This is a genomic window from Bradyrhizobium sp. sGM-13, from assembly GCF_018398875.1.
GTDB lineage: Bacteria > Pseudomonadota > Alphaproteobacteria > Rhizobiales > Xanthobacteraceae > Bradyrhizobium.
The window spans coordinates 1-20,064 of the sequence record NZ_JAGWDK010000009.1 but is presented as its reverse complement, the minus strand read 5'-3'; the positions used below and the strand labels follow the sequence as shown (position 1 = coordinate 20,064).

General features: G+C 58.8%; 19 protein-coding genes. 4 read left to right on the top strand and 15 right to left on the bottom strand.

Features of this window, described 5'->3' with window-relative positions; translation table 11 throughout:
* Nucleotides 1-195 precede the first annotated feature (195 nt).
* The 6 genes from KJQ96_RS15180 to galE form a co-directional block, all read right to left on the bottom strand.
* Entirely contained in the window at nucleotides 196-438 is a 243-nt protein-coding gene (locus tag KJQ96_RS15180; protein WP_213287398.1) for a PilZ domain-containing protein, read from the bottom strand.
* A gap of 1,669 nt (nucleotides 439-2,107) precedes the next feature.
* A complete protein-coding gene (locus KJQ96_RS15175) occupies nucleotides 2,108-2,344 on the bottom strand; it encodes a DUF3551 domain-containing protein (RefSeq protein ID WP_213287397.1) in 237 nt (78 codons plus the stop codon).
* A gap of 171 nt (nucleotides 2,345-2,515) precedes the next feature.
* Nucleotides 2,516-2,707 (bottom strand): hypothetical protein, encoded by a 192-nt coding sequence (locus tag KJQ96_RS15170; RefSeq protein ID WP_065744938.1) that lies wholly within the window; start codon nucleotides 2,705-2,707, stop codon nucleotides 2,516-2,518.
* Nucleotides 2,708-3,267: 560 nt separating this feature from the next.
* Nucleotides 3,268-3,429 carry a hypothetical protein gene (locus KJQ96_RS15165; protein WP_213287396.1) on the bottom strand — a complete coding sequence of 54 codons (162 nt, stop codon included), beginning with the start codon at nucleotides 3,427-3,429 and terminating at the stop codon, nucleotides 3,268-3,270.
* 103 nt (nucleotides 3,430-3,532) lie between these two features.
* Nucleotides 3,533-3,661 carry a hypothetical protein gene (locus tag KJQ96_RS41375; RefSeq protein WP_256441616.1) on the bottom strand — a complete coding sequence of 43 codons (129 nt, stop codon included), beginning with the start codon at nucleotides 3,659-3,661 and terminating at the stop codon, nucleotides 3,533-3,535.
* A gap of 51 nt (nucleotides 3,662-3,712) precedes the next feature.
* Complete coding sequence (gene galE / locus KJQ96_RS15160) at nucleotides 3,713-4,837, bottom strand: UDP-glucose 4-epimerase GalE (RefSeq protein WP_213287395.1); 1,125 nt, start codon at nucleotides 4,835-4,837, stop codon at nucleotides 3,713-3,715.
* A 325-nt stretch (nucleotides 4,838-5,162) separates the two neighbouring features.
* On the opposite strand from galE, the gene KJQ96_RS15155 reads away from it, so the two are divergent.
* Nucleotides 5,163-6,860 carry a hypothetical protein gene (locus KJQ96_RS15155; RefSeq protein WP_213287393.1) on the top strand — a complete coding sequence of 566 codons (1,698 nt, stop codon included), beginning with the start codon at nucleotides 5,163-5,165 and terminating at the stop codon, nucleotides 6,858-6,860.
* 32 nt (nucleotides 6,861-6,892) lie between these two features.
* Here the strand turns inward: KJQ96_RS15155 and KJQ96_RS15150 are convergent, their stop codons facing one another.
* The 4 genes from KJQ96_RS15150 to KJQ96_RS15135 form a co-directional block, all read right to left on the bottom strand.
* A complete protein-coding gene (locus KJQ96_RS15150; protein WP_213287392.1) occupies nucleotides 6,893-7,303 on the bottom strand; it encodes a DUF2304 domain-containing protein in 411 nt (136 codons plus the stop codon).
* Complete coding sequence (locus tag KJQ96_RS15145; RefSeq protein ID WP_213287391.1) at nucleotides 7,300-7,989, bottom strand: glycosyltransferase family 2 protein; 690 nt, start codon at nucleotides 7,987-7,989, stop codon at nucleotides 7,300-7,302. Before KJQ96_RS15145 ends, KJQ96_RS15150 begins: the two co-directional genes overlap by 4 nt.
* A 130-nt stretch (nucleotides 7,990-8,119) precedes the next feature.
* Nucleotides 8,120-9,013: a bifunctional 2-polyprenyl-6-hydroxyphenol methylase/3-demethylubiquinol 3-O-methyltransferase UbiG gene (locus KJQ96_RS15140; protein WP_213287390.1), complete on the bottom strand. Its 894-nt coding sequence runs from the start codon at nucleotides 9,011-9,013 to the stop codon at nucleotides 8,120-8,122.
* Between the two features lie 286 nt (nucleotides 9,014-9,299).
* Nucleotides 9,300-9,533 (bottom strand): hypothetical protein, encoded by a 234-nt coding sequence (locus tag KJQ96_RS15135; protein WP_213287389.1) that lies wholly within the window; start codon nucleotides 9,531-9,533, stop codon nucleotides 9,300-9,302.
* Nucleotides 9,534-9,987: 454 nt separating this feature from the next.
* On the opposite strand from KJQ96_RS15135, the gene KJQ96_RS15130 reads away from it, so the two are divergent.
* Nucleotides 9,988-10,137, top strand: coding sequence for a hypothetical protein (locus KJQ96_RS15130; protein WP_213287388.1), 150 nt, complete (start codon nucleotides 9,988-9,990; stop codon nucleotides 10,135-10,137).
* Between the two features lie 496 nt (nucleotides 10,138-10,633).
* On the opposite strand, the gene KJQ96_RS15125 is transcribed toward KJQ96_RS15130, so the two are convergent.
* The 3 genes from KJQ96_RS15125 to KJQ96_RS15115 all read right to left on the bottom strand — a co-directional run bounded on the left by KJQ96_RS15125 (nucleotide 10,634) and on the right by KJQ96_RS15115 (nucleotide 13,450).
* Nucleotides 10,634-10,867 carry a hypothetical protein gene (locus KJQ96_RS15125; RefSeq protein WP_213287387.1) on the bottom strand — a complete coding sequence of 78 codons (234 nt, stop codon included), beginning with the start codon at nucleotides 10,865-10,867 and terminating at the stop codon, nucleotides 10,634-10,636.
* Between the two features lie 694 nt (nucleotides 10,868-11,561).
* On the bottom strand, nucleotides 11,562-12,077 hold the full coding sequence (locus KJQ96_RS15120) for a septal ring lytic transglycosylase RlpA family protein (protein WP_213287386.1): 516 nt from the start codon (nucleotides 12,075-12,077) through the stop codon (nucleotides 11,562-11,564).
* A 581-nt stretch (nucleotides 12,078-12,658) separates the two neighbouring features.
* Nucleotides 12,659-13,450: a hypothetical protein gene (locus KJQ96_RS15115; RefSeq protein ID WP_213287385.1), complete on the bottom strand. Its 792-nt coding sequence runs from the start codon at nucleotides 13,448-13,450 to the stop codon at nucleotides 12,659-12,661.
* A gap of 622 nt (nucleotides 13,451-14,072) precedes the next feature.
* Here KJQ96_RS15115 and KJQ96_RS15110 point away from each other — a divergent pair.
* A complete protein-coding gene (locus KJQ96_RS15110) occupies nucleotides 14,073-14,999 on the top strand; it encodes a sialate O-acetylesterase (RefSeq protein WP_309142419.1) in 927 nt (308 codons plus the stop codon).
* Nucleotides 15,000-15,387: 388 nt separating this feature from the next.
* Here KJQ96_RS15110 and KJQ96_RS15105 read toward each other — a convergent pair whose 3' ends face one another.
* Nucleotides 15,388-15,597 carry a hypothetical protein gene (locus tag KJQ96_RS15105; protein WP_213287384.1) on the bottom strand — a complete coding sequence of 70 codons (210 nt, stop codon included), beginning with the start codon at nucleotides 15,595-15,597 and terminating at the stop codon, nucleotides 15,388-15,390.
* A 1,043-nt stretch (nucleotides 15,598-16,640) separates the two neighbouring features.
* On the opposite strand from KJQ96_RS15105, the gene KJQ96_RS15100 reads away from it, so the two are divergent.
* A complete protein-coding gene (locus KJQ96_RS15100; protein ID WP_213287382.1) occupies nucleotides 16,641-16,808 on the top strand; it encodes a hypothetical protein in 168 nt (55 codons plus the stop codon).
* Between the two features lie 2,112 nt (nucleotides 16,809-18,920).
* On the opposite strand, the gene KJQ96_RS15095 is transcribed toward KJQ96_RS15100, so the two are convergent.
* The gene (locus tag KJQ96_RS15095; RefSeq protein WP_213287381.1) at nucleotides 18,921-19,346 is read right to left on the bottom strand and encodes a hypothetical protein; all 426 of its coding nucleotides are present in this window, start codon (nucleotides 19,344-19,346) and stop codon (nucleotides 18,921-18,923) included.
* Nucleotides 19,347-20,064 lie beyond the last annotated feature (718 nt).

The window sequence follows — 20,064 nt, the reverse complement described above, 5'->3', positions numbered from 1 at the left end:
CATCGGGCTGGAGATTTGCCATGCTCACGACGGTTCTCTTGATGGCTTTGACCGCGCTGGCCGCTTGCACGGCTATACTTGTCCGCTTCGAATTGTTAGCCCGAAAGCGAAGAGCGTCATAACTATTTCGGGCGGCAAGCCAATGCGGGTGAGAGTAGCGCAGCCGGACATCGGGAGCCGAATGGCTGCATAGAGCTACAGGTCGAAGACCACGCCAAGTCTGTACTCCTTGCGCCACACAACGCGACAAGGGAGCTTTAGCTTGTCATCCGGCAAGATCAATGTGAACGCATTGGGAATGCGGATCAGCTCGGAAAAGTCCAGCGCCGCGCCCGTGCTGGATATGTCACGAACGATGCAAGGATACTTGTCGCCGCCGTAATCGATCTTGGCAGGCTTCATCACGCGAACACGTGGGGCAATCCGAGTTTCCACCATCGCAATAATCCGCTTTAAAATACTGCCTTGGTAGCACTGAACTCTTAAAGCGTTGCAAAGATGGAGTCCGTTTTCAGGCAGATCGTATCAACGATCGGCGTCGAGGACGGTCGAAGGGGCGACAGTGGATAATCGCCGCAGAACACGACGACACCGCAGGCGCCCGATTCGCGCATCTCTCCAAAGGTGATTGCCCAAGCCGCAGCATCGTGCCCAATTCTGCCAAGAATCGAAATCAGCCTGAATAAGCCATTTTGGGGAGTGCCCTTTGGGGAGTTCCCTGGCGTGGCGCGGCTCTGCGCATGTCGTCCGGCAACGTCGTGCGCAGAGCCTTCCATTGTTGGAAGGCTCCGGCAACGAGGACCCGTGAGCACGACAACCCGTTCGGCACGAGGTTGTCACTCATGTCTCAGGTACGTTCCGTTACCTATGGACAAGAAATCGCTTGGTGAGCGCGGAGGGCTGCCTAATGGCGGGCGGCTGGGGCCGGACCCGGCTCCAGCACCATCCTTGGCAGCAATCACCTGGAAGATCACCTTGCGGACCTATGGTGCGCTGACAGATGGCCGGCGCTGAGCTGTGAGCAGAGGGTGAGGATGATTGCGGAGGCTGGCAAGTCCTGCATGGCAACAGGCCGCGGGACTCTGTCCGGCTCCAGTGGGCAGCGAGCTTGCGTTGGGATGGATGGGCCTTAAAAAGATACGCCGCCGGGCTCGAAATACCCTATCCCGGCGGCGCCTTGTCTCAGACTGGGCTCTGAAATCCCAGTCGCCTAATCGGGTGCAATGCCTATGCCACAGGCGTATGACTGGCCCGCCGCTTCACGCTGGCGGACCTGCCCTTTGTCAGCGGCCGTACAGACCGCGCGCCCGGTGGCGGGCTATTCTGTAAGTCCCCTGGCTGCATGTCCCCAAAGCCACTAGCCGGGGGAATCTCCTGGTTGGCGGCCCCCGGTGCGTTGCGTATTGCCGGGGCCGCTCGATTCAACGCGGTACGCATATCACGGATGGCCGACTCCATCGGTGATTGGGCCGCAAGAAGGAGATGGCTGGGATGTGGCCGGGCACACGTTCCGAACGGGCAAACCTTGCTGCCATCCATCGCGGACACAAGCCCCTTCAGACGTGCTGCTGCACCCGACTCCACATCCGCCCGTGGCCAAAGCTGGTTCGGCAAGAGCAAAAGCTACAAAGGCCCCAAAGCAAGCAAAGCGGATCATCACGGCAGCTCGCTGTCTTGAGCACGGGTTAAATTGGTGCCGTGAATACCGCTCCTTTGCTCTGCTCGGATCCAAACTGCCGCCGGTCACGCTGGCGGGCTCATTGCGGCCAGCGGCTCCGGCGCGGATACGCAACGCTGCTGCTAATCAACGGCTTTAGGTATTGGGCTGGCAGCAAAGGCTACCCGGCAAGCCATCCACTGTCATATTAGCTTCACACATGCCACGTTTTCCTGGGCACAGTGTCGCATCATTGTTCCAGTGTCAGCTTTGTGACAGACGCACCGCATTCCTGATGCTTCAATGTCCCGGTTTCAGCACGTGCAGTTACTTACCGAGTTAGCCCGGCCACTGGCCGGGCTTTTTGTAGGCTACAGTGACCCCAGCGTCTGCCATACGATGGCCAGCACCAAGAGCACGGCGTAACCGGTCCTGCGGCCACGGTTCACTTCAGTAGACCCGGTGATGCCGCTGATAACCTCCGAAATATGGATTGATGACGCACTGTGCCGAGCGGCCCGATGCCGACGCGTTGCATTGAGGCAGCGACGTGTAGCGGCATTCGTAATAGGTGGCCGGGCCATATACCCGCAGGCAAACCGGATAAGCCGGATCGTATGTCTGGGCGGCCACCGGCCCTATTGAGACTATCCCGATAGCCAAAATCGCCAAGGCCAGAATGCGCATCAGAGCCTCCTTCGGCATTCACTCCAAGACCTCATACTCGAAGGCCACACCTTCCGGATCGTTCTGCTCGAACCGTTTTTCCGCGGCGTCCTCGCTCGCAAACCTTGTCACCGAACTTGATTGCTCGTGTGGACAAGTGGAGGCTGGAGCCTGCAGGGAGTGCCTTGCTTTTTAGCTGACAATCTCCCTGACCTTGATGCCGCGCAAGGCCTCGATGCAGTCAGCCACCAAATGCAAGAACTCTTGCCGCTTTATGCGCTTCACCTGACGCCCTTCCATATTAATTAGAATAAACTTCGCCATGTCGTGGGCGACTTCAAACTGCGATTTGCCGGTAACCTCAACGTCTATTCTCTCAGCCATTTCGCTCTCCGCTAGTTGTAATTGGAAGGCAGCGGTTCACTCCAAGACCTCATACCCAAAGGCTACGCCTTCAGGATCGTTTTCCTCAAACCACTTTCTGCGGCGTCCACATTGATGTGCTCGGGATCTCCCACCTGCTTGCTGGTGTTGACGTAGACAAAAACGGTCATTGGTCTCTCTCTTCAGCTTGCGCTTGCCCCAATGATGACTCTTGCGCTCGGGATCAAGGACTGGCTCGACATGATTGGGCAGCACCATGATGTCGCTGGCCGCATGCCTCAAGGTGAGGAGCCGCCGGCCCTTGGGAAGAAGGATCGGGTCATCAAACGGGGTGGACCAGGGCAATAAAATCTACTCAGGCAACAATCTTGGGTACGCGGCGCCAGCACACCCCTGTTCCTAGCGTCTTGTCATCTTGTTCACGTTTTGCACCATTGAGCACATCATAAAAAACGAACGTGAAATCGAGATCCTGTTCAGGCAGCTGTACGACCAGCTCGGGCGCCGTGCCCAGGGGCTCGTCCGGACAATCCAGAGAGCATTGAAGGAGAGCTATGGGCCTAGATCACGTCCGTTCCGAAATCGAGCACGTGCGCGTCCAGGTCGGAAGGCAGCGTAAGGAGATCCTCCAGCTTCAGCGCGCCGGCATATCGACGGCATCGGCCGAGCTTTTGCTCGGGAGGATGCTGGCCAAGATCGAGGGTCTTTGTGGCGAGCGGCACCGGTTCAAGAAGAGCAGGGCGGTCCGACGAAAGGCGTGCTGGGCGGCCGGAGTTGGTGATGCCGGAACAGCTTCAGTGGTACGACGAGAAAGTCGAGGGGTCGCTACCGATCGACGCGCTTGCCGAACTGCGCCGGCGAGCCGCCCGTGAAGGCTACTGCTATCAGCACGTCCCAGGCGATCACCGTCGCGATCGACCAGTGAAGCGCCTGCGCTTGCTCGAATGATCCCATCTGCGCCGAGCACAGCGAGGGAAGCGACGAATATCCGCTCGGCGCCGCCTGTCACGCCTGTTTGCTCGTCCCCGAGGCGTCCTGCGAGGCGCGGAATACGCGGCTCGACCGAGGCCTGCTGACCCAAACGGTCCTAGGTGGCGGATCTCCGCTGTTGGGATGAAGAGCCGTAGTTGCCAAGCGCTGCGTCGCGTTACCTTGTGCCAACAGTTTACGTTCCCAAGCGAGCGCATGGCGGACTATCAGGGAAAGATCATCCCATTGAGGCCGCCAGGCTAGCAGATTGCGCATCCGTTCCGCCGACGCCACGATCTCCGCCGGATCGCCAGGCCGGCGGGCGGCAAGTTCCACGGGAAAATCGTTTCCGGATTCGCGCCGCATGGCCTCGATCACCTGCAAGACCGAAAAGCCGCGGCCGTAGCCGCAATTTAGCGTCAGGGATTCTCCACCACCGCGCAGGTATGAAAGCGCGTGATAATGAGCGTTTACGAGGTCGCTCACGTGGATATAGTCGCGAATGCAGGTCCCGTCAGGCGTGGGGTAATCGGTGCCGAAAACCTGCATCTTCTCTCGCAGACCCACGGCGGTTTCTGCTGCAACCTTGATAAGATGCGTTGCCTCTCGCGTTGCCTGTCCGGTGCGCAGAGCAGGATCGGCGCCTGCTACGTTGAAATACCTCAAGATGACGTAGCGTAGGCCATGAGCGCGTGCAGCATCACGCAGCATTGTTTCGGCCATGAATTTGGATGAGCCGTAAGGTGATAGGGGCGCAACGGGGGTCTCTTCCGGGACAGGATTTGCTGGCGGATTCCCATACACTGCGGCCGTCGACGAGAGGATGAAACGCCGCACTCCACTCCTGATTGCGATCTCGAGCAGGCTTCGGGTATTTGCGGTGTTGTTGCGGTAATATCGAAGCGGTTCGGCAACCGACTCCGGCACGACGACAGAACCCGCAAAATGAATGATCTCCGAAATCCCATACTTCGCGATCAGGTGCGCAACTCGCCGCTGATCCCCGATGTCCTCAACGAAAACCGAAACGCCGGATGGTATTGCCCATTCGAACCCCGACGAAAAATCATCGATCACGATGGGCAGTTCGCCACGATCAGCGAGTTCGTGCACCATGTGGCTCCCAATGTACCCGGCACCTCCGGTGATAAGGATCGTCATTGCTATCGCCTTAGTTAGGAGACCTGAAACGCGGAACAAAGTTCCCTTCAGCCGGGTTATGGAAGCCCATGAACAACACTTGAGGTGCGCTGGGGGTTCGTTCTCGATTAAGCGATTTAGCTGGATGTCGCCTGATGTGATGCAGGCGGTGGTGTCGGCCGATGGATGGTAGATCCGTCTGAGTCTCGATCCGCCGCGTGAAGCTCCTCGTGCTGCCGCTCGATCGCGTTGGTGGTGGTAGCGATGTGGCGATCCCGCCGCGCGAATTCCCACCACATTTCCGGACGGCACCAGTGCGTTGTCATGCAACCGTTAAGGACAATGCATGGTGCTTGAACAGGTGGATGACGACGGCTCTGGGTTTACGAGGCCCAAGCTCGGCCTCGCATTTGCTGCTCGCCATGCCGAGACGTTGCTCGTGCTCCTTGTGCTGAGCGTGGCCTTGATCATCGGGCTTGCGACCGCCGCGGATTACGGGCTGTCGACCGACGAATTCAATACCGATGATTACGGTCCCAAGGCGCTTGCCTGGTACACGAGCGCCTTTACGGACCGGTCTCAGTTCGAGACGGTCGAAGAGTATCTGTGGATGTATGGACCGTGGTTTCAGATGCTCGTCGCGGCCGTTCAGTCGCTTGAGCTCGCGAGCCCGATCACGGTCCGGCACGCCATGACCTTCCTGTTCGGCCTCGCTGGGCTCGCCGCCGTCGTGCCGATGGCACGGCTCACGGTCGGGTACTGGGCTGGGTTGACGGCGCTCATCCTGTGCCTGCTGACCGGCTTCCTGTACGGCAACCTGTTCTTCGCCCCGATCGACGTGCCGTTCCTGTTCGCCATGAGCTGGTCGACGCTCTTGATCGTCCTGATGGTGCGGCAGGAGGTCCCGAGCTGGCCTCTGACCCTTGCGACGGGCCTTGCCACTGGCCTCGCCATTGGGACGCGCACCGGCGGGGTGATCACGCACGCCTACCTCGTCGGTGGCATGAGCCTGTGCGCGCTCGAGGCGCTGCTGCGCCATGGCCGCGCGGGTTATGGCCAATTGCGCCAGATCGCCCTGCATACGCTGCTCGTCATCCTCGTCGCCTGGCTGACGGCGATTGCGCTCTGGCCGTGGTTGCAGACTGGTCATCCGCTCATGCGATTCCTCGAGGCCTATCGGCACTTTGCTACGCTCGACACCTCGTTCGAATTCCAGAACTGGGGCCAGCGCACGTTCACCGATAAACTGCCCGCCTGGTACATCCCCGGACAGCTCGCGGCGCGTTTGCCCGAGGGCTTTTTGGCGTTGCTGTTGCTCGGCATGGCGGCCTGGATCGGTGCTGCAGGGTCGTGGACGCGCGCCGCCCTCAGCGCCCTGCGTCGGTCCGGCGCCGTGGGACTGCGACCAGTTGCGGCCGAGCTCGCTGGATCGCGCGCGGTGCTGGTCGTCAGTGTGGCGGCGTTCGGGCCCATCGGGGTGCTCATCCTGCAGGGCTCGACGCTCTATGACGGTGTCCGCCACGTATTGTTCGTGATCCCAATGCTCGCCATCGTGGCCGCGCGCGGGCTGATGAGCCTCTTGCCCTTCTTGCGACGCCTCCCGATTGTGCCCGTGGCCCTCGGGGTCGCGCACGCGGCCGTCATCGTGGTGACGCTCGTCATCCTGCATCCGCTCGAATATATCGCAATGAACAGTCTGGCAGGCGGCGTCGCCGGCGCTTACGGCCGATTCGATCTCGACTATTGGGGCATGGCGACGCCCGTGGCGCTGCGCCGCCTCGAGGGTCGAATTGACGCCGAAGGCCGGTTCGCGGGCGATCCGCCGCGCGTGCTGGTCTGCCTGGGCTGGCGCGAGCAACTGGCCGGCGTGATGTTCCGTCGCAACTGGATTGCCGAAACCGATCTGCAGAAGGCCGACTACCTGATCGCCACCGAGCGCTGGCCTTGTGCCAAGGATACGTCGGCCGTACTGGTTGATGAGGTCACGCGATTTGGCCGCCCGTTCGCCCAGATCTACGCCAATCGTCGCGGGCTCGGCGAGTGACGCCAATTTCGGGCGCGACTTGACAAGGGCATCTACTTCTTCGCCTGCAATTCGATCGGGGGCGCCTCGGCCTTTTGGCCCAACATGACCGGGCGACGTTTTCGCGGCGGGCCTGCCTCACGTCGGCTCTCCTTGGCGCGATCGATCGCGACGGCGCGCGCCAGCCGCGTGATCATATCGAGCTGAAGCCGCAACTTGAGATGCAAGTTGAGCATGATGAGCAGGCTGATCACGACCCAGGTGTAGACGATGAGGTCGGAGCCGCGGCCAATTCCCACGAAGGCCGCAAGCGCGGTGGCATGCTCCGGCACCCAAACGAAGTAGAGGCCGGCGAGCGCAGCGCCGCTCGCGAGCGGGCCGATGATCGGCACCGTCCGATGCTCCGACCAGGCGTAGATCAGAACCAACGCCAGAAAGGCCGTCAACAAGAGCTGCGCGATCATCGGTAGAGCCTCCGCGCAAACAGATCGATCAGGATGGCCAGCGCATCGGTGATGCGTTGACCCTTGGCAAGCGAATAGGCGCTGTATTCGATGTTCACCGGCACCTCGACAAAGCGCAGGCGGCTCTGCGCGATCTGGTGCAGGATCTCGGACGCGTGCGCCATTCGGTTCTGTCGCAAGGAGATCGCGCGGGCGCCGCGCGCGGTCATCGCCCGTAGGCCATTGTGGGTATCGGTGACCGGCAGTCCGGTGCTCGCGCGCGTGAACCAAAGCGCGGCGCTGAGCAGGATGCGGCGCGACACCGGCAGATTTGTCGTCGCGCCGGTGAGAAAGCGGCTGCCGAGCGCGAAATCGATGCCGGGCTGCTCGATCGCCGCGAGCAGCGCCGCGATGGCCACGGGGGAGTGCTGGCCGTCGGCGTCGAACGTGACAAGCGCATCCGCACGCCGCTGGAGGGCATAGTCGATGCCGGTCTGCAGCGCGGCGCCCTGTCCGAGGTTGACCGGATGCCGGACGACGACCGCGCCTGCGAGTAACGCAACGTCGCCGGTCCGGTCACTGGAGCCGTCATCGACCACGACGACTGCATATCCGGCGTGGCGAATGCCGGACACGACGCTGCCGACCATCGGCGCTTCATTGTACGCCGCGACAACGATCCAGGGATTGCGAATCCGGCTGGTCATGTCCCATCAACCCACAACAAGAACAAGCCACAACGAGAACAAACCACAACAAGGCCGCAGCCGATCACCGCGATTCCAACCGGGAGACGCGCCGGCAACAATGCGATCTGGCCAACCTTCAGGCGCTCCATCATGGGGGGCTCGTATCCGGACATGGTGGCGCCTTGCTCAAGACCACGCGCATCGCGTCAAACAGGTTCACCGGAATGGCGAACCGGTTGCCGGTCGGGCTGGCCGCGATCTTGCGGCGGAGCATGCGACCGACCTGGAAGGCGATCAGCGAGAACGGCACGAATTTCCAGGGGTAATCGGAACTCTCGACGCGAAAGCCGACCGATTGGGCCAGAGACGCGATGCTGGCGCGATTGAAGAACCACAGGTGTTGCGGAGGCGTCATCAGGCGCCAGTGCGCGCCGGTTGACCGCGCCGCCAAGGAGCCGAAGTCTCCGGTCGTCAGCACGATGATTCCGTCCGGCCGAAGATGGTCCGCGAGCAGCGCGAGGGCTCCCTGCGGGTCGGGCAGATGCTCGATGACGTCGAGGAGGACGATAACATCCAGGGTGCCTAGCGGCTCGAGAGTCGCTTCGCTCAGCAGGCCGCAGATGACGTTCAAGCCGAGATCGCCAGCATGGGCAGCAGCCTGGCCCGCCGGCTCGATGCCGCTCACCTCAAATCCCGCGCGGCGGGCTTCATCGAGAAAGAAGCCGTAGGCGCAACCGATCTCGAGCAGGCGGCCCTGCGGCTTGCGGTGCTGGATGAACTCGACCGTGCGGGCGAACTCGCGCCGTAGCACGGGTTCGGCGCCGCGATAATCGGCGTAGCCGTCCGACTGACGGCCGGAAAAGTAGCCATCGTCATAATAAGCGAGGGGATCGAAGCTCGATGCCTCGGTGCGTCCCAGTCCGCAGTCACGACATTGAAAGATGTCGCAACCGTTCTTGATGTAAAGAAACCGATGTGGCGTCGCCCGACTGCACGCGGGACACTTAAGCGCAAACGCAGCTCGGTCGTTTCGCGTCAGCACATGCGTCCCCAACGGCGTTTCTTCAGTGCGAAAAAAACGCCTCCGATGCCGAACTGTTCCGCTTGGCGAACGGCTACGGGGTCGCAGGTTGTTCTGCTGTGTCTGGGCTTCGAATATTGACCCCTTTCGCGTCCAACCGTGACCCTGGTCAGAGTCTTATTCGACAATGCCTCAGATGGTTAGGTGCAACGCGGAGGGGTGGGCCGCGCTACCATTTGTCGGTCCGCCTTCCTCCGAGCGGTCGCCGCGGTAGACCAATAACTTTCCGAATAGGCAGCCGATTGGTCTATGTACTCCGAAGATGTTGCTCGATCAGTTCGCGAGCTGCCTCGAACACGTCTGGCGAGGAAGCCATGGTCTGGTTAGTCTCAAGCATCAAAAGTGCCTGCTCGTATATCTCATGGCCTTCCTCGGCGGTAATGAGATTATTGCGGACCATCGACTGAAGCATTGCCGCTTGCATGGCGCCGGCCATTAGGCTTGACGCTATGGCCAACTCGAGCGCAGAGAGCTCCTTCATCAAACGCCCCTGTGCAAAGTCAAACAAGTTGACACGTGGTAGAAACTTGGGGGGCCACCGAGTGGTTCCTAGGCGATCATTTGGCGCCTTCCACCCCGAGCGTACAAGCGGCGGAACTGGTTTCATTGTCCGCCCTCTCTTCACCGCTCTGTTGACTATTTGGCAGACATTGCCAGGTTTTCCCGCTAATCTGGGAGCGCTAGACGGGTACCCACTGCGCTGTCTGGCTGATTGGAATGGGAATACTCCGATGGCCCCGGCGCGATCCCCGCGCCAGGGCCTTCTTCTTCACGTTTGCCAGCTTAGGGCGCGCGGTGAGGTTCTCGAACCGTAGATCCTAATTTAATATTTTCTGTGCGTTGCGACTGAGCCTCTCTCCCATATCTCTGAAGTTTCGATGAGCAAACTGCTTTCGTGATCGCGGAGACGCGTCATGCCTAGGGAGTGGGAGTCAATGTCGATTGAAGAACTGTTCGAGCTTCACCAGCTGATGCAGTCAGTTCTTCGTGAAAAACTGACCGCCAGGAAGAAGCTGCTGGAAGATCGAATACGTCAACTCAACCGGCCGTCCGATAGTGACGGCGGGAAGGATCGCCGGCCTTAATCGGCAACATAGTCGTCGATCTTTCGCGATACGCTCGCTCCGCGCGCAGGGCTGCCTCTTTTTGTCGAACCAGCTCCCGCAGAGTCGCGAGCTCCGCAAACTTTCGGAGTATCTCAGTGTTATCTTTGTCTAATTGATACAGGTAGTAGCTTGGAATTTGGACTTTAGCCCTCATCAGCCCCTCCTACGCTCACCATGCACCCAGCGCTCGAAGGATACCACTTTCGCGATGATAAGTTCCTAAGTAGTTGCCTATTTTTCCCGATGCGGACAGGGCTGCTCGCGGAACCTGCGGCCGATGCGGTTCATTCCAGAACTTCATATTCGAACGCTACGCCTTCGGGATCATTTTCCTCGAACCAGCTTTCCGCGACGGTGGTGGTGGCGAAGACCTTGACGTGCTGGGGCCGCCTTCTTCCGGGTTGGGGTTGGGCAGCTGGTTCCAGAAACTGGTTGGCTCAAAAAGTCGTTTGATGTCGGCGGCCAATACTCGTACCTAGCGATACTTGTCAGGCTTGCCGTTTGGGCTGCCGTCGCCGCCGCTGTTGCCGTAGCCGTTGTTGCCTTTCGGCCCGCCACGGACGCTCGCGCCAGAATGCGCGATCGCATCGGAGGTGAGAGAGGTCGATAGCAGCAGCGTTATTGCTGGGGGTGTTACGGCTGCAAACCTGCCGGCTGAAATCAGAAATTTCCGGCGGTCTTCGGTCTCTTGTTGCTCGCGGTCATCCATGACTGCCTCCGAGCCAGTAATTTAGACGAGTTATGCTGATTTAATTCGAGATGATAATAATATTTAATTCAAATCACTGTCTGCCCGTTAGGCGACATACCTAAGGGGAATTGGACACCGGCGTGATCGAAGAGCAGCCTGACGTCGGCGCCGCGCTTGTTTGGAAGCGCTGCATCTCACACATTCAACTGTTCCCGGAAAGTCACACCAGGCGGGGAACTCTTCGCGCAGAAAAGGTTTGTGTTGGTAACTTCTGGTCAAACTGAAGGTTCAAATTAGTTTCCTGATGTTGGTTGGTGGGTGGAAATTTGGGAAAGATCCATGACCACTTTGCAAGCGATAGCATTTGGAGCCATGCTCGCGTGGACGCCATCGCTCATTATCCTGGCAGTTTCACTATGGGACGTTCGCGAGCTTGAGGGGATGGAATAGTCGGCCGGTTTGCCGCGTTCGGTACCGTCAATCTCGTACGTCAATCTCTATGAATTCGCTGTCCTTCAATACAGCTTGAGTCGATATGGCTCGTCATCGTGGGCGCGTCATGAAGAGCGCCATGATTGCGGCGATTTTGTTTTGAGCGGCTAAAGGACCGGCTGCCGGTCACGCGCCGCACGCCTCACCATCGATCCAGGGAGCGGCCTACAGTCTCGCAGCTCGTTCGCTAAGTCCATTTCAGTCGCTGGGCAGACGCAAGCTAAAGCACCTCAACACGAACCTGGGCCACGCCGCGGTCTGTGATCCCCAGGCTGCGCGCGGCGCCGAGCGAAACGTCGACGACGCGGCCGCGTACCCAAGGGCCACGATCGGTGATGCGAACTACCACCGACTTGTTGCTCGCAAGATCGGTTACGCGAACTCTTGTGCCGAACGGCAGGCTACGGTGAGCTGCGGTCAATGCATCCCGGTTGAACGCGGAGCCGCTGGCTGTTTTTCCTTTCGAGTATGAGTAGTAAGAGGCATTTCCGGAAAAGACCCGGTTGGAAGATCGACGAGTTACGCGATCTTCCGAAGACCGCGTCGGCTGTCCTCCGATTTGAGATTGCACTTCCTGGTTAATCTGGTCGGCTGCTTCAGGAGGAGCCGGTTCTGCGTGCGCCTTTGGAATGATCGACCATCTCTCGTTGAAGCTCTGAGCTGCAGCAGAATCTGTATGTACGCCGAACCAAGCGGGGATTGCCGCAATCGCGACAACTCTAAACAGAATACGCATGATGAACCTCGCACTATTGGAAAAACAACAGGACAACGCAAGTTCATGAAACCGTGTTCCCGCTGGAGAACCTACAGCGCCGTAAAAGGTGACAAGTTACCGATGATTCCAATATGCGGAGAACCGCGTTTGGAGGCGCTGCAGCAAGAACGACGAATTTGTCTCCCCAAGTTCTTCCTGAGAGTGGAGCGATTTAGAATTTCTCCTCGGAGAGGGTGGTGCGCGGACGGCTTGCTTGCGCTGATGCTCCAGAAGCCCGACGCTATTGGGTGATACGTCCCTGAGGCAAAGGGACGGCCCTCCTTTTCATGCGGTCTCCGAGGTGATCGAACCGCTTAGGGAGCTCTCCCACCTCAGCAGCGCGCGCGAGGCCCCGGTTCGCGCTCCTGCATGCACGGCCGGCTATTTTCGTGCCTGTCACACCCAGTCAGTTCAGCGCGAAACGCACTTCATGGATTGTCGACCCAGGCTCTTGCATCTGCCGGCGCAATCACGCGCTGGACGGGAAATGCCAATGTCATGCGAACCACTGCAATGCTGCGCTACTTCTCATCACGTCGCAGAAAGGAAGGTAGACGGCATTAGCGCACTGACCACGGCCATGCTAATGGCGATTGCTGTTTTTGGGCTTGCGGCCGGGCCGGGGTTGGCGACGGCTTTTGCGCCTGGGCGACATTGGCCGACTGCCGCGGACGCGGCAGTGGTATCTCGGGCATTACCTTTGGCTGTTCGGGGCTCACCTTTGGCTCTGCAGGCATCACCGTTGGCTCAGAAGCGTTGGCGATGACGCGGGCGAGTTGTTCCTGGCTTGCGTTGAGCCGCTCGGTGAGCGTTTGGCTTTCGCGCGCCATCTGGATCTGGGTCGCCTTGACCTGCTCGATGATACTGTTGTTGCGGGCCATTTCTTGATGGCTCGCCTTGAGTTGGCTCGCGACATTTTCATTGTCGCGGACCAATTGTTCTTGCCTCACATTGAGCTGTTCTACCGCTTGCCTCAAGGCAGCGAGATCGCGCGTCATCGGTTGGAGTTGCTGCGCCAAGTCGGAAAACATGGCGACGGCAGTCGGCGCTGCGTCTTTGACGGCTCCCGGCGCGGCCTCTGACAGAGGTGCTGGGTCCGAGGGGGCTATCATCGCTGTATGAGCTGAGGAGGACAACCACCAAGTAGCGCCACCAACTGATGCTGTCACGAGAGAGCCGACGAAAACCGCATAGCGCCAACCCGCCGATCGATGAATCGTTGCCCGCAGGGCGCGAGACGTCTTCATGGTGGTCGGCGGGGCCGAAGGATGCACTCCGGCTTCGCTTAGCAGGTTCGAAAGACAGCTCTCGATCTGCTCTTCCACGAACTTGTTGTCCGGCGTGGAAACCATTTTGGTGCTCCGTGTCAAATGCAATGGCACCCGCCACCGCGCATCTGCGCTACGACTAACTAACATTTCGACGGGACGGTCTTGAGCCTACGAAGCTTCCAAGGGATGAGCTTTCAACTGGGCGTCACGTCGTCTTTTTCTAATTCACCCGGAACTGTACCGGCGCTATTAACGCAACCGGGAAGGCGGAACTATGTTCACGGCCGGAGAACTACGGAAGGAACCCTGACCTTCAAACGCAGTTTCGGCGCCAGCGAAAGACCTCCTTCCCGGTCAAAGGGATGGTGATCAGGCGCGGCCTTTGCTCCGTTGATCATGAGAGCCTCATCTGCATCGACTATGCCAGTCGGGGCGCTCTGCCGCTGCGCGAACGATATCGAGACCGGCGCAGCGCGAGTAGCAGAGGGCGCCGGCAAAGCGCTTGACCGGAGATTGATATGCGCGCCCGTGAGGGCACCAGCGGGAGGTGGCTCAAAGTCACGCGAAGAGCAAAAGGACGGCCGCAACTGTGGTGTCCCGCTCGGGGTGTCAGAATAACGCACTGCTGGCCAAGGCCCTTTTCGCGCCATCAATCGTCGCGCTAATTGCCCAAAACGCTGAGCCAAATTTTCAGGTGTTCTGAATGCAGATGTCGCCCGTGAGGTTCTTGTTAGCAATTCTTGTCCTGACCGCGACGTACTTGTTTGGAGCGTATAGCGCGCGCCAGCAATTATTTCCGTTTCCGTTTTTGCAGGCGCTGAAGGCTGGCTTCGCCGGCAGGACGGCTCCTGAAGACCTTTACACGTTTGATCAAACGGGACGGCTCGTTTCGGGCGATCAGAAGAAAGCTGTCACCTGCCCGGAGCAGACGAACCGTACAGCCGTTCTGCTGCTGATCGGGCAGTCCAACGCTGGAAATCACGGGGGGCAACGGTTCCGCTCGGAACACGGAGAGAAGGTTGTGAATTTTTTCGATGGACGATGCTATGTCGCCGCGTCGCCCCTGCTGGGATCCGACGGCATCGGCGGTGAGTATTGGACCCAGCTCGGCAATCTTCTGCTGGAACGCGGATCGTTCGACCAAGTCATACTGGCTCCCGTGTCCATAAGCGGCTCTGAGGTCTCTCGTTGGGGGCCGGGCGGCGATTTGAACGCAATCATGACCGACACCGCGAGCCGTCTGCAGCGGCAAGGGCATCTTGTGACGCACGTACTCTGGGTGCAAGGTGAGATCGACTACGTGAAGGGAACGAGCGAGAAGGACTACCGCGACCGCTTCTTGTCGCTGGTTAACTCGTTGAGATCTCATAACGTGGCGGCGCCGGTATACATTGGCATCGCGACCAAGTGCTTGGGTGCAACAAATGGAGGAACGCGCTCCCACTCTCCCGACAACGCCGTCGCGCGCGCTCAACTGGCGCTCCCTGAGCGCGGTGCCAATCTGAGAAGCGGAGTTAATTCAGACGCCCTGCTTGACGATTTGGATCGATACGACGATTGCCATTTCGGCTCATCGGGAGAACAGAAGGTCGCCAAAGCCTGGGCAGACTTGCTCTCAAACGCGCCGTGAAGGTCGAGCGTAGATTGGAGATGCTCGACCAGCCGCTGAGCGATGTCGGGCCGACGAAATCTTGCAGTCGCTGGTCCACTTACTTAGACGCTCAGCTCATCGCCGACGGGCTGCGCCACGGTCGCAGCATGGACCGGCTCTTGGCGCGCTCTGCGGCCTCCGCTGATCGCACCATCTCTCTAAGTTTCTGAATTTCAGCCATTTGGTCGTGAAGGTCGATCGAGATTTGCAGAAGGCGATGCGTCCGGGCTTCAAGCGACTGTTCCATATTGCACCTCTACGCCCCTTACCAGCCCTGCTATGCTACTCTCTCGGTCGCGACCGTCTGCATCGTAGGGCGCTAAAGGCCCGGCGTACGAGGTTCGAACGACATACGCCGGGGCCTCCTTTACAGCTTGTGGTCAGGCCGTGCTCGTGAATCCCGGGATGGGATTGCTGGCGTCATCGCAGAGAGGGTTTCCATGGCCGACAGCTCTTCGGTGAGCCGTTTGGCAACAAATTCGCGTTCGAAGTCCGTCAGGCTGGTTTCTAGCAGTTGGCGATAGCGCTGAATGTTGCCGCGATGCGTTCTAAGCCGAGCGCAATTCTCATCAATCATATTGTACTCCTAATAATCGGTCGAAAATCAATGATGGGAAATCTGAGGTCTCCTGTACTCACGCTCCGGGAGCAGGCATAAACTGTGCCGCCTACCTAGTGTAAGGACCCAAGGCTATGGATTCGTGACAGTGAAACGAAGCGGCGCGCCGGAATGTTATCCGGGTAATGAATACTGACGAGCGGGCCGGACTATCCCGGAATTTCAGAGGCGTGAAATTCCCAAAGAGTCACTTTCCACGAATTTCCGGATGAATTTTTTGTCCTTTGAAATCAAGGGCAGCGACATTCTTCCCAGAGCAATTCCTTCTTTATAGCGGGAAATTCAAGCCTGCGAAATCCAGTCTTTCGTTGCTCGCAATTCTAAAGATTGGGTCCCAAAACGGGTGGGTTGCTCCTGAATAAAAGTTTTAGGGGCGGTACTCCCGGATCGCGACGCGCGCCAGCTTAGGCCGCCTGAACCGCCGCGGACCAGTCGTTTCTTAGCGGGGAAATATCGGCGCGGTCGCGTCTCCGACAAGAGTTCTGCAACCAACCGTCCGCGAAAAGGGCAGCAATGCCTACGCATCTTTTGCTAAGCACGGGAATCGACCCGACGTGTCTCCGCCAGCCTGCTTACCCTGTGCTTACCTGAACGGTTTCCGTTTTGAAACGCGGACCTTCTTTTCCATTGCGGCCCCTTCGGCTTCTGACTCAGGAACTGAGATAAGCCAGAGGCTACAAACTCGGGGATGTGTTCACTATTGCATAGAAATTGCCACTTTTTCCCGCTTTCGTGTGCGTGCTAGGTAGGCTCCACTACTCCTGTCTAGCTGGAAGGTAACTTGGATGGCCTCGGCGTTCTGGCGCTGGGGCCATTTTTCTTCGCGATAGATAGCTCGAGAAACGCGCTAGACGGTCGGGACCGTCTGCCGCCCTCATTAAACTTTCTTCAGTACATTGAGACTGAGCCTCTCTTCCATATCTCTGAAGTTTCTATCGTGAGCAATAATTCAAATGGTTTCATGATCGCCGGGACGCGTCATGCGGAGTGAGTGGGAGTCAATGTCGATCGAAGAACTGTTCGAACTGCACCAACAGATGCAGTCAGTTCTCCGCGAAAAACTGCTCGCCAAAAAGGCAGCACTAGAAGATCGATTGCGTCAGCTCAACCAGCCGCCGAGCGATGCAGCAAGCGCGAACCCCGCTCGACGTGCGAAGCCGCCGACCTAACTAACCCGCCAATCGAGATTCGGTGTACGAAGCGGTGTCGCTCGGTGAAGGTCGGGGACGCCTTTGCGCCGTTGACGCATGCAGCGCCTCCGCAATACGGACCGCTTCTCTGAGCTTTTGAAGTTCGGCCATGCGGTGGGAAAGATCGAGGTGTATCTGCGAGAGACTCTGCTCTCTTGAAATAAATTGATCCATCTTTTAATCCTCCTACCAGCGCACCACTCAGAACTTTGCAGGTTATTCCCGTGGGAGCGTGAAGGTCTGTCCGCTGCGTTACACATGGCAGGACAAAAATGAGTAAAAGCAATTGTAGCGGCTCGGAATGATGGACGCCCAATAAACGCGGTTCCGGAGCGTCATATAGTTGCTGCTCCTCAAACGTCTAAATTAATATTTCTGAAATGGAGAGCGCGATAGACGATCGAGGGCGGCGCTAGATCAGGCGGGGGGTGTTGAGCAGGATGCGGCTTACGAGCTGCTGAAGATCGACCCAACTACCCCGGCAGGCGGCATTACCTTGCTGACCTATGCTTGTGACTATGACGACGCTACTCACGGCATGGGCTCGCCCAAGACGTGAGGCAGACGATTTGTCGGGCATTCGGACGTGGCAGTATTTCGTGATTGCCGGCCTTGTCGATATCCTGCCCAGGCTTATGCCGCGGGTAGGGACATAGAACGTCTCAGGCCCGCCGGTTCACGCTGGCGTGAAATGGAAGGCACCCGTGAGATCGAAATCCTGTTTAGGCGGCTTCGGCTTTACGGCGCCCTTGGGCGCCGCTCCGAAGGCCTCTACCGGACAATCCAGAGAGCATTGAAGGAGAGCTATGGGCCTAGATCACGTCCGTTCCGAAATCGAACACATGCGCGTCCAGGTCGGAAGGCAGAAGGAAATCCTCCAGCTTCAGCGCGCCGGCATATCGACTGCAGCGGCTGAGCTGTTGCTAGCGAGGATGCTGGCGAAGATAGAAGACCTGTGCGGCGAGCGGGACCGGCTCAGGAAAGAGCAGGGCGGTCTGCCAAAAGGGCGCGTGCTTGGCGGCCGGAGTTGGTAATGCCGGAGCCGCTACAGCGGTACGACGAGAAGGCGGATAGCATGGCTTATGGCGCTGGCCGAATTGCGCCAGCCGGCCGCGCGTGAAGGCTACTGTTATCAGCACGTCCAGGCGATCACGGTCGCGGATCAATCAGTACGCTGAGGGTGCTCGGCAACCGCGATTACTTTCTCAACAAGCCCTACGGCGCAGGCTGAGCCTCAAAGGACAAGGGCCCGAAGAGGCGGACTCGCGCAACTCGCCGGTCGAAGCAAAAAACTGTGTCGCGCTTCATTCTCTTCTGATGGTTGTTAGCGCCGCACGGGGTCTTTTGAAGAGCCTGTGGTGTTGGTGTCGCTCTTAACAGCACTGGAGGAACCAGCCCCAGCTGGCCCACCAGTCGCACCACCGGCGGCAGCGGCTGAGGCATCGCCCGAACCGGAGCCTTGTGCACTGTCCCGGGTGTCGCTGGGACCCGTCGCGTCGCCCTTGACTGCGGTGGAAGAACCAGCCCCGGCCGGTCCGCCCGTCGCGCCGCCGGCAGCAGCGGCATCGCTAGAACTACCAGCTTGTGCAAATGCGAGTGTGGACCCGAGCGTGAGGACTGACGCCAAAGCGATTGTCGTGAGCTTCATGGGTTGTCCTTTCATAATGATAGAACAACCAACGCGTTTATTCGAACGTTCCGAGCAAACGCAAATCTCTTTAGGCGTGACCGCGGTGGTAAGGCCGGGCGCGTGTCGTCTGGAATCGTCGAGCGTCGGGCCCTCTATTAGGAACGATGTTGGCTTGAATGAGTCGATTCCGTGGCTTCCGGTTTGCGTCACCAAACAGGCTCCCGCCGGAAGTGGACGGCTCTGGCGCATCTTGCTAGGGCCGTCTTGTTCACCCTGGCGGGCACTTCCTGCGAGTCTTGCTGTATGTGGCGCAGCCGGCAAAAGAAATTGAGGCTTCTATTGGGGGAAGCGACCGGTGGAAACGCGTTGCCTCAAACATCTACCTTTAGCAATCAGAGAGCGGTTGTCTCTAAGGCGCTCAATATTATCTAGACCTTTTGCAATCTCTCGCCCGATCTCTCTTATCGAACCGTCTTCTGCAGCCTCAGTTTGAAGGCCCGTAAGGCCTTATCAACCGTAGCTGACGCCATGCCGATGGCATTTAGGTGCTCTACGATTTCTCGTTCTTCGCTTTGACAAGCTTCGAATGCTAGCTCGATCGCTTCAGAGGTGCCGCCCGTAGACCTCAGTTTTTCAGCTTGCGAACGAACTGCGCGGTAGACGCAATCTTCGTAGTTTTTCCTCAGTTGCGGTAGTAGGTCGTCCGCTTTGCTGCCAACGTTGGCAGCAAGCACCAAAATCAGCACGAACATAGCAAGCGAGACCTTAGAAAACATTGGCCTAGTGCTCATCGAAAACGGATCAGACCGGTCCAATCCGAATCCATCGGCCATCAACGAGACCCTTGATTGGCGATAGTATCTCTGGGTCTGACCCTTCATGCTCATTTCATGTTCTCCGGATCTCGGCGAGCGTCATGATAAATGCGCTTGAAAGTACGGACGTTTTTCGCAACGAAACCCGAGAAAGAAGGTGCCGAAGCTGGGACCCCGCATCCTCTTCCAGCCGGATGAACGCTCTGACATCTCCCTCGCGCCCGGGGATAACCATCAGCTTTAGGAGCCCCGCCAATATGCTTACGATAGGAAACCAACCAAGGGCCGCTCGCGCGCTTGCCGGGCTCAGTCAGGCGCAGCTCGCCGCGGCGGCCGGGCTAAACCTGACGACAATTTCGGCGATGGAGGGGAAGGGCGCCGCAACGCTGGGAAGTGGATCGATGCCATCAAGGCAGTGATGGATGCCCTCGGGGCGCGGCCGGCGTTGAATTGATCGACGAGGGGCGACCAGGCTGCAGGCTCAAATTCAGAATAGGGCAATGATGGCGCCGCGAAAATTGCCGGGAGCTACATCGAGCCTTGGGCCTATCGGGATTGCCGACGCGCTGGCGGATCGGTGGAACGGTGCAGCGATGGCGACTGAAACCCCCACAGAAAATAGAGGCCGAAGATCTTGGCCTCAGGCTGTGCCAAGGCGGGCGGAAACGGTTTTTGTGCCCCCTTTGTGCCCCCAGTCGAGGCGCCAAGGGGCCGGCCGATTGCAAAATGCCCCTATGAGCGGCCCGAGACATAGGTGACAGAACGTACCGGACACATGGGTTACACTTTC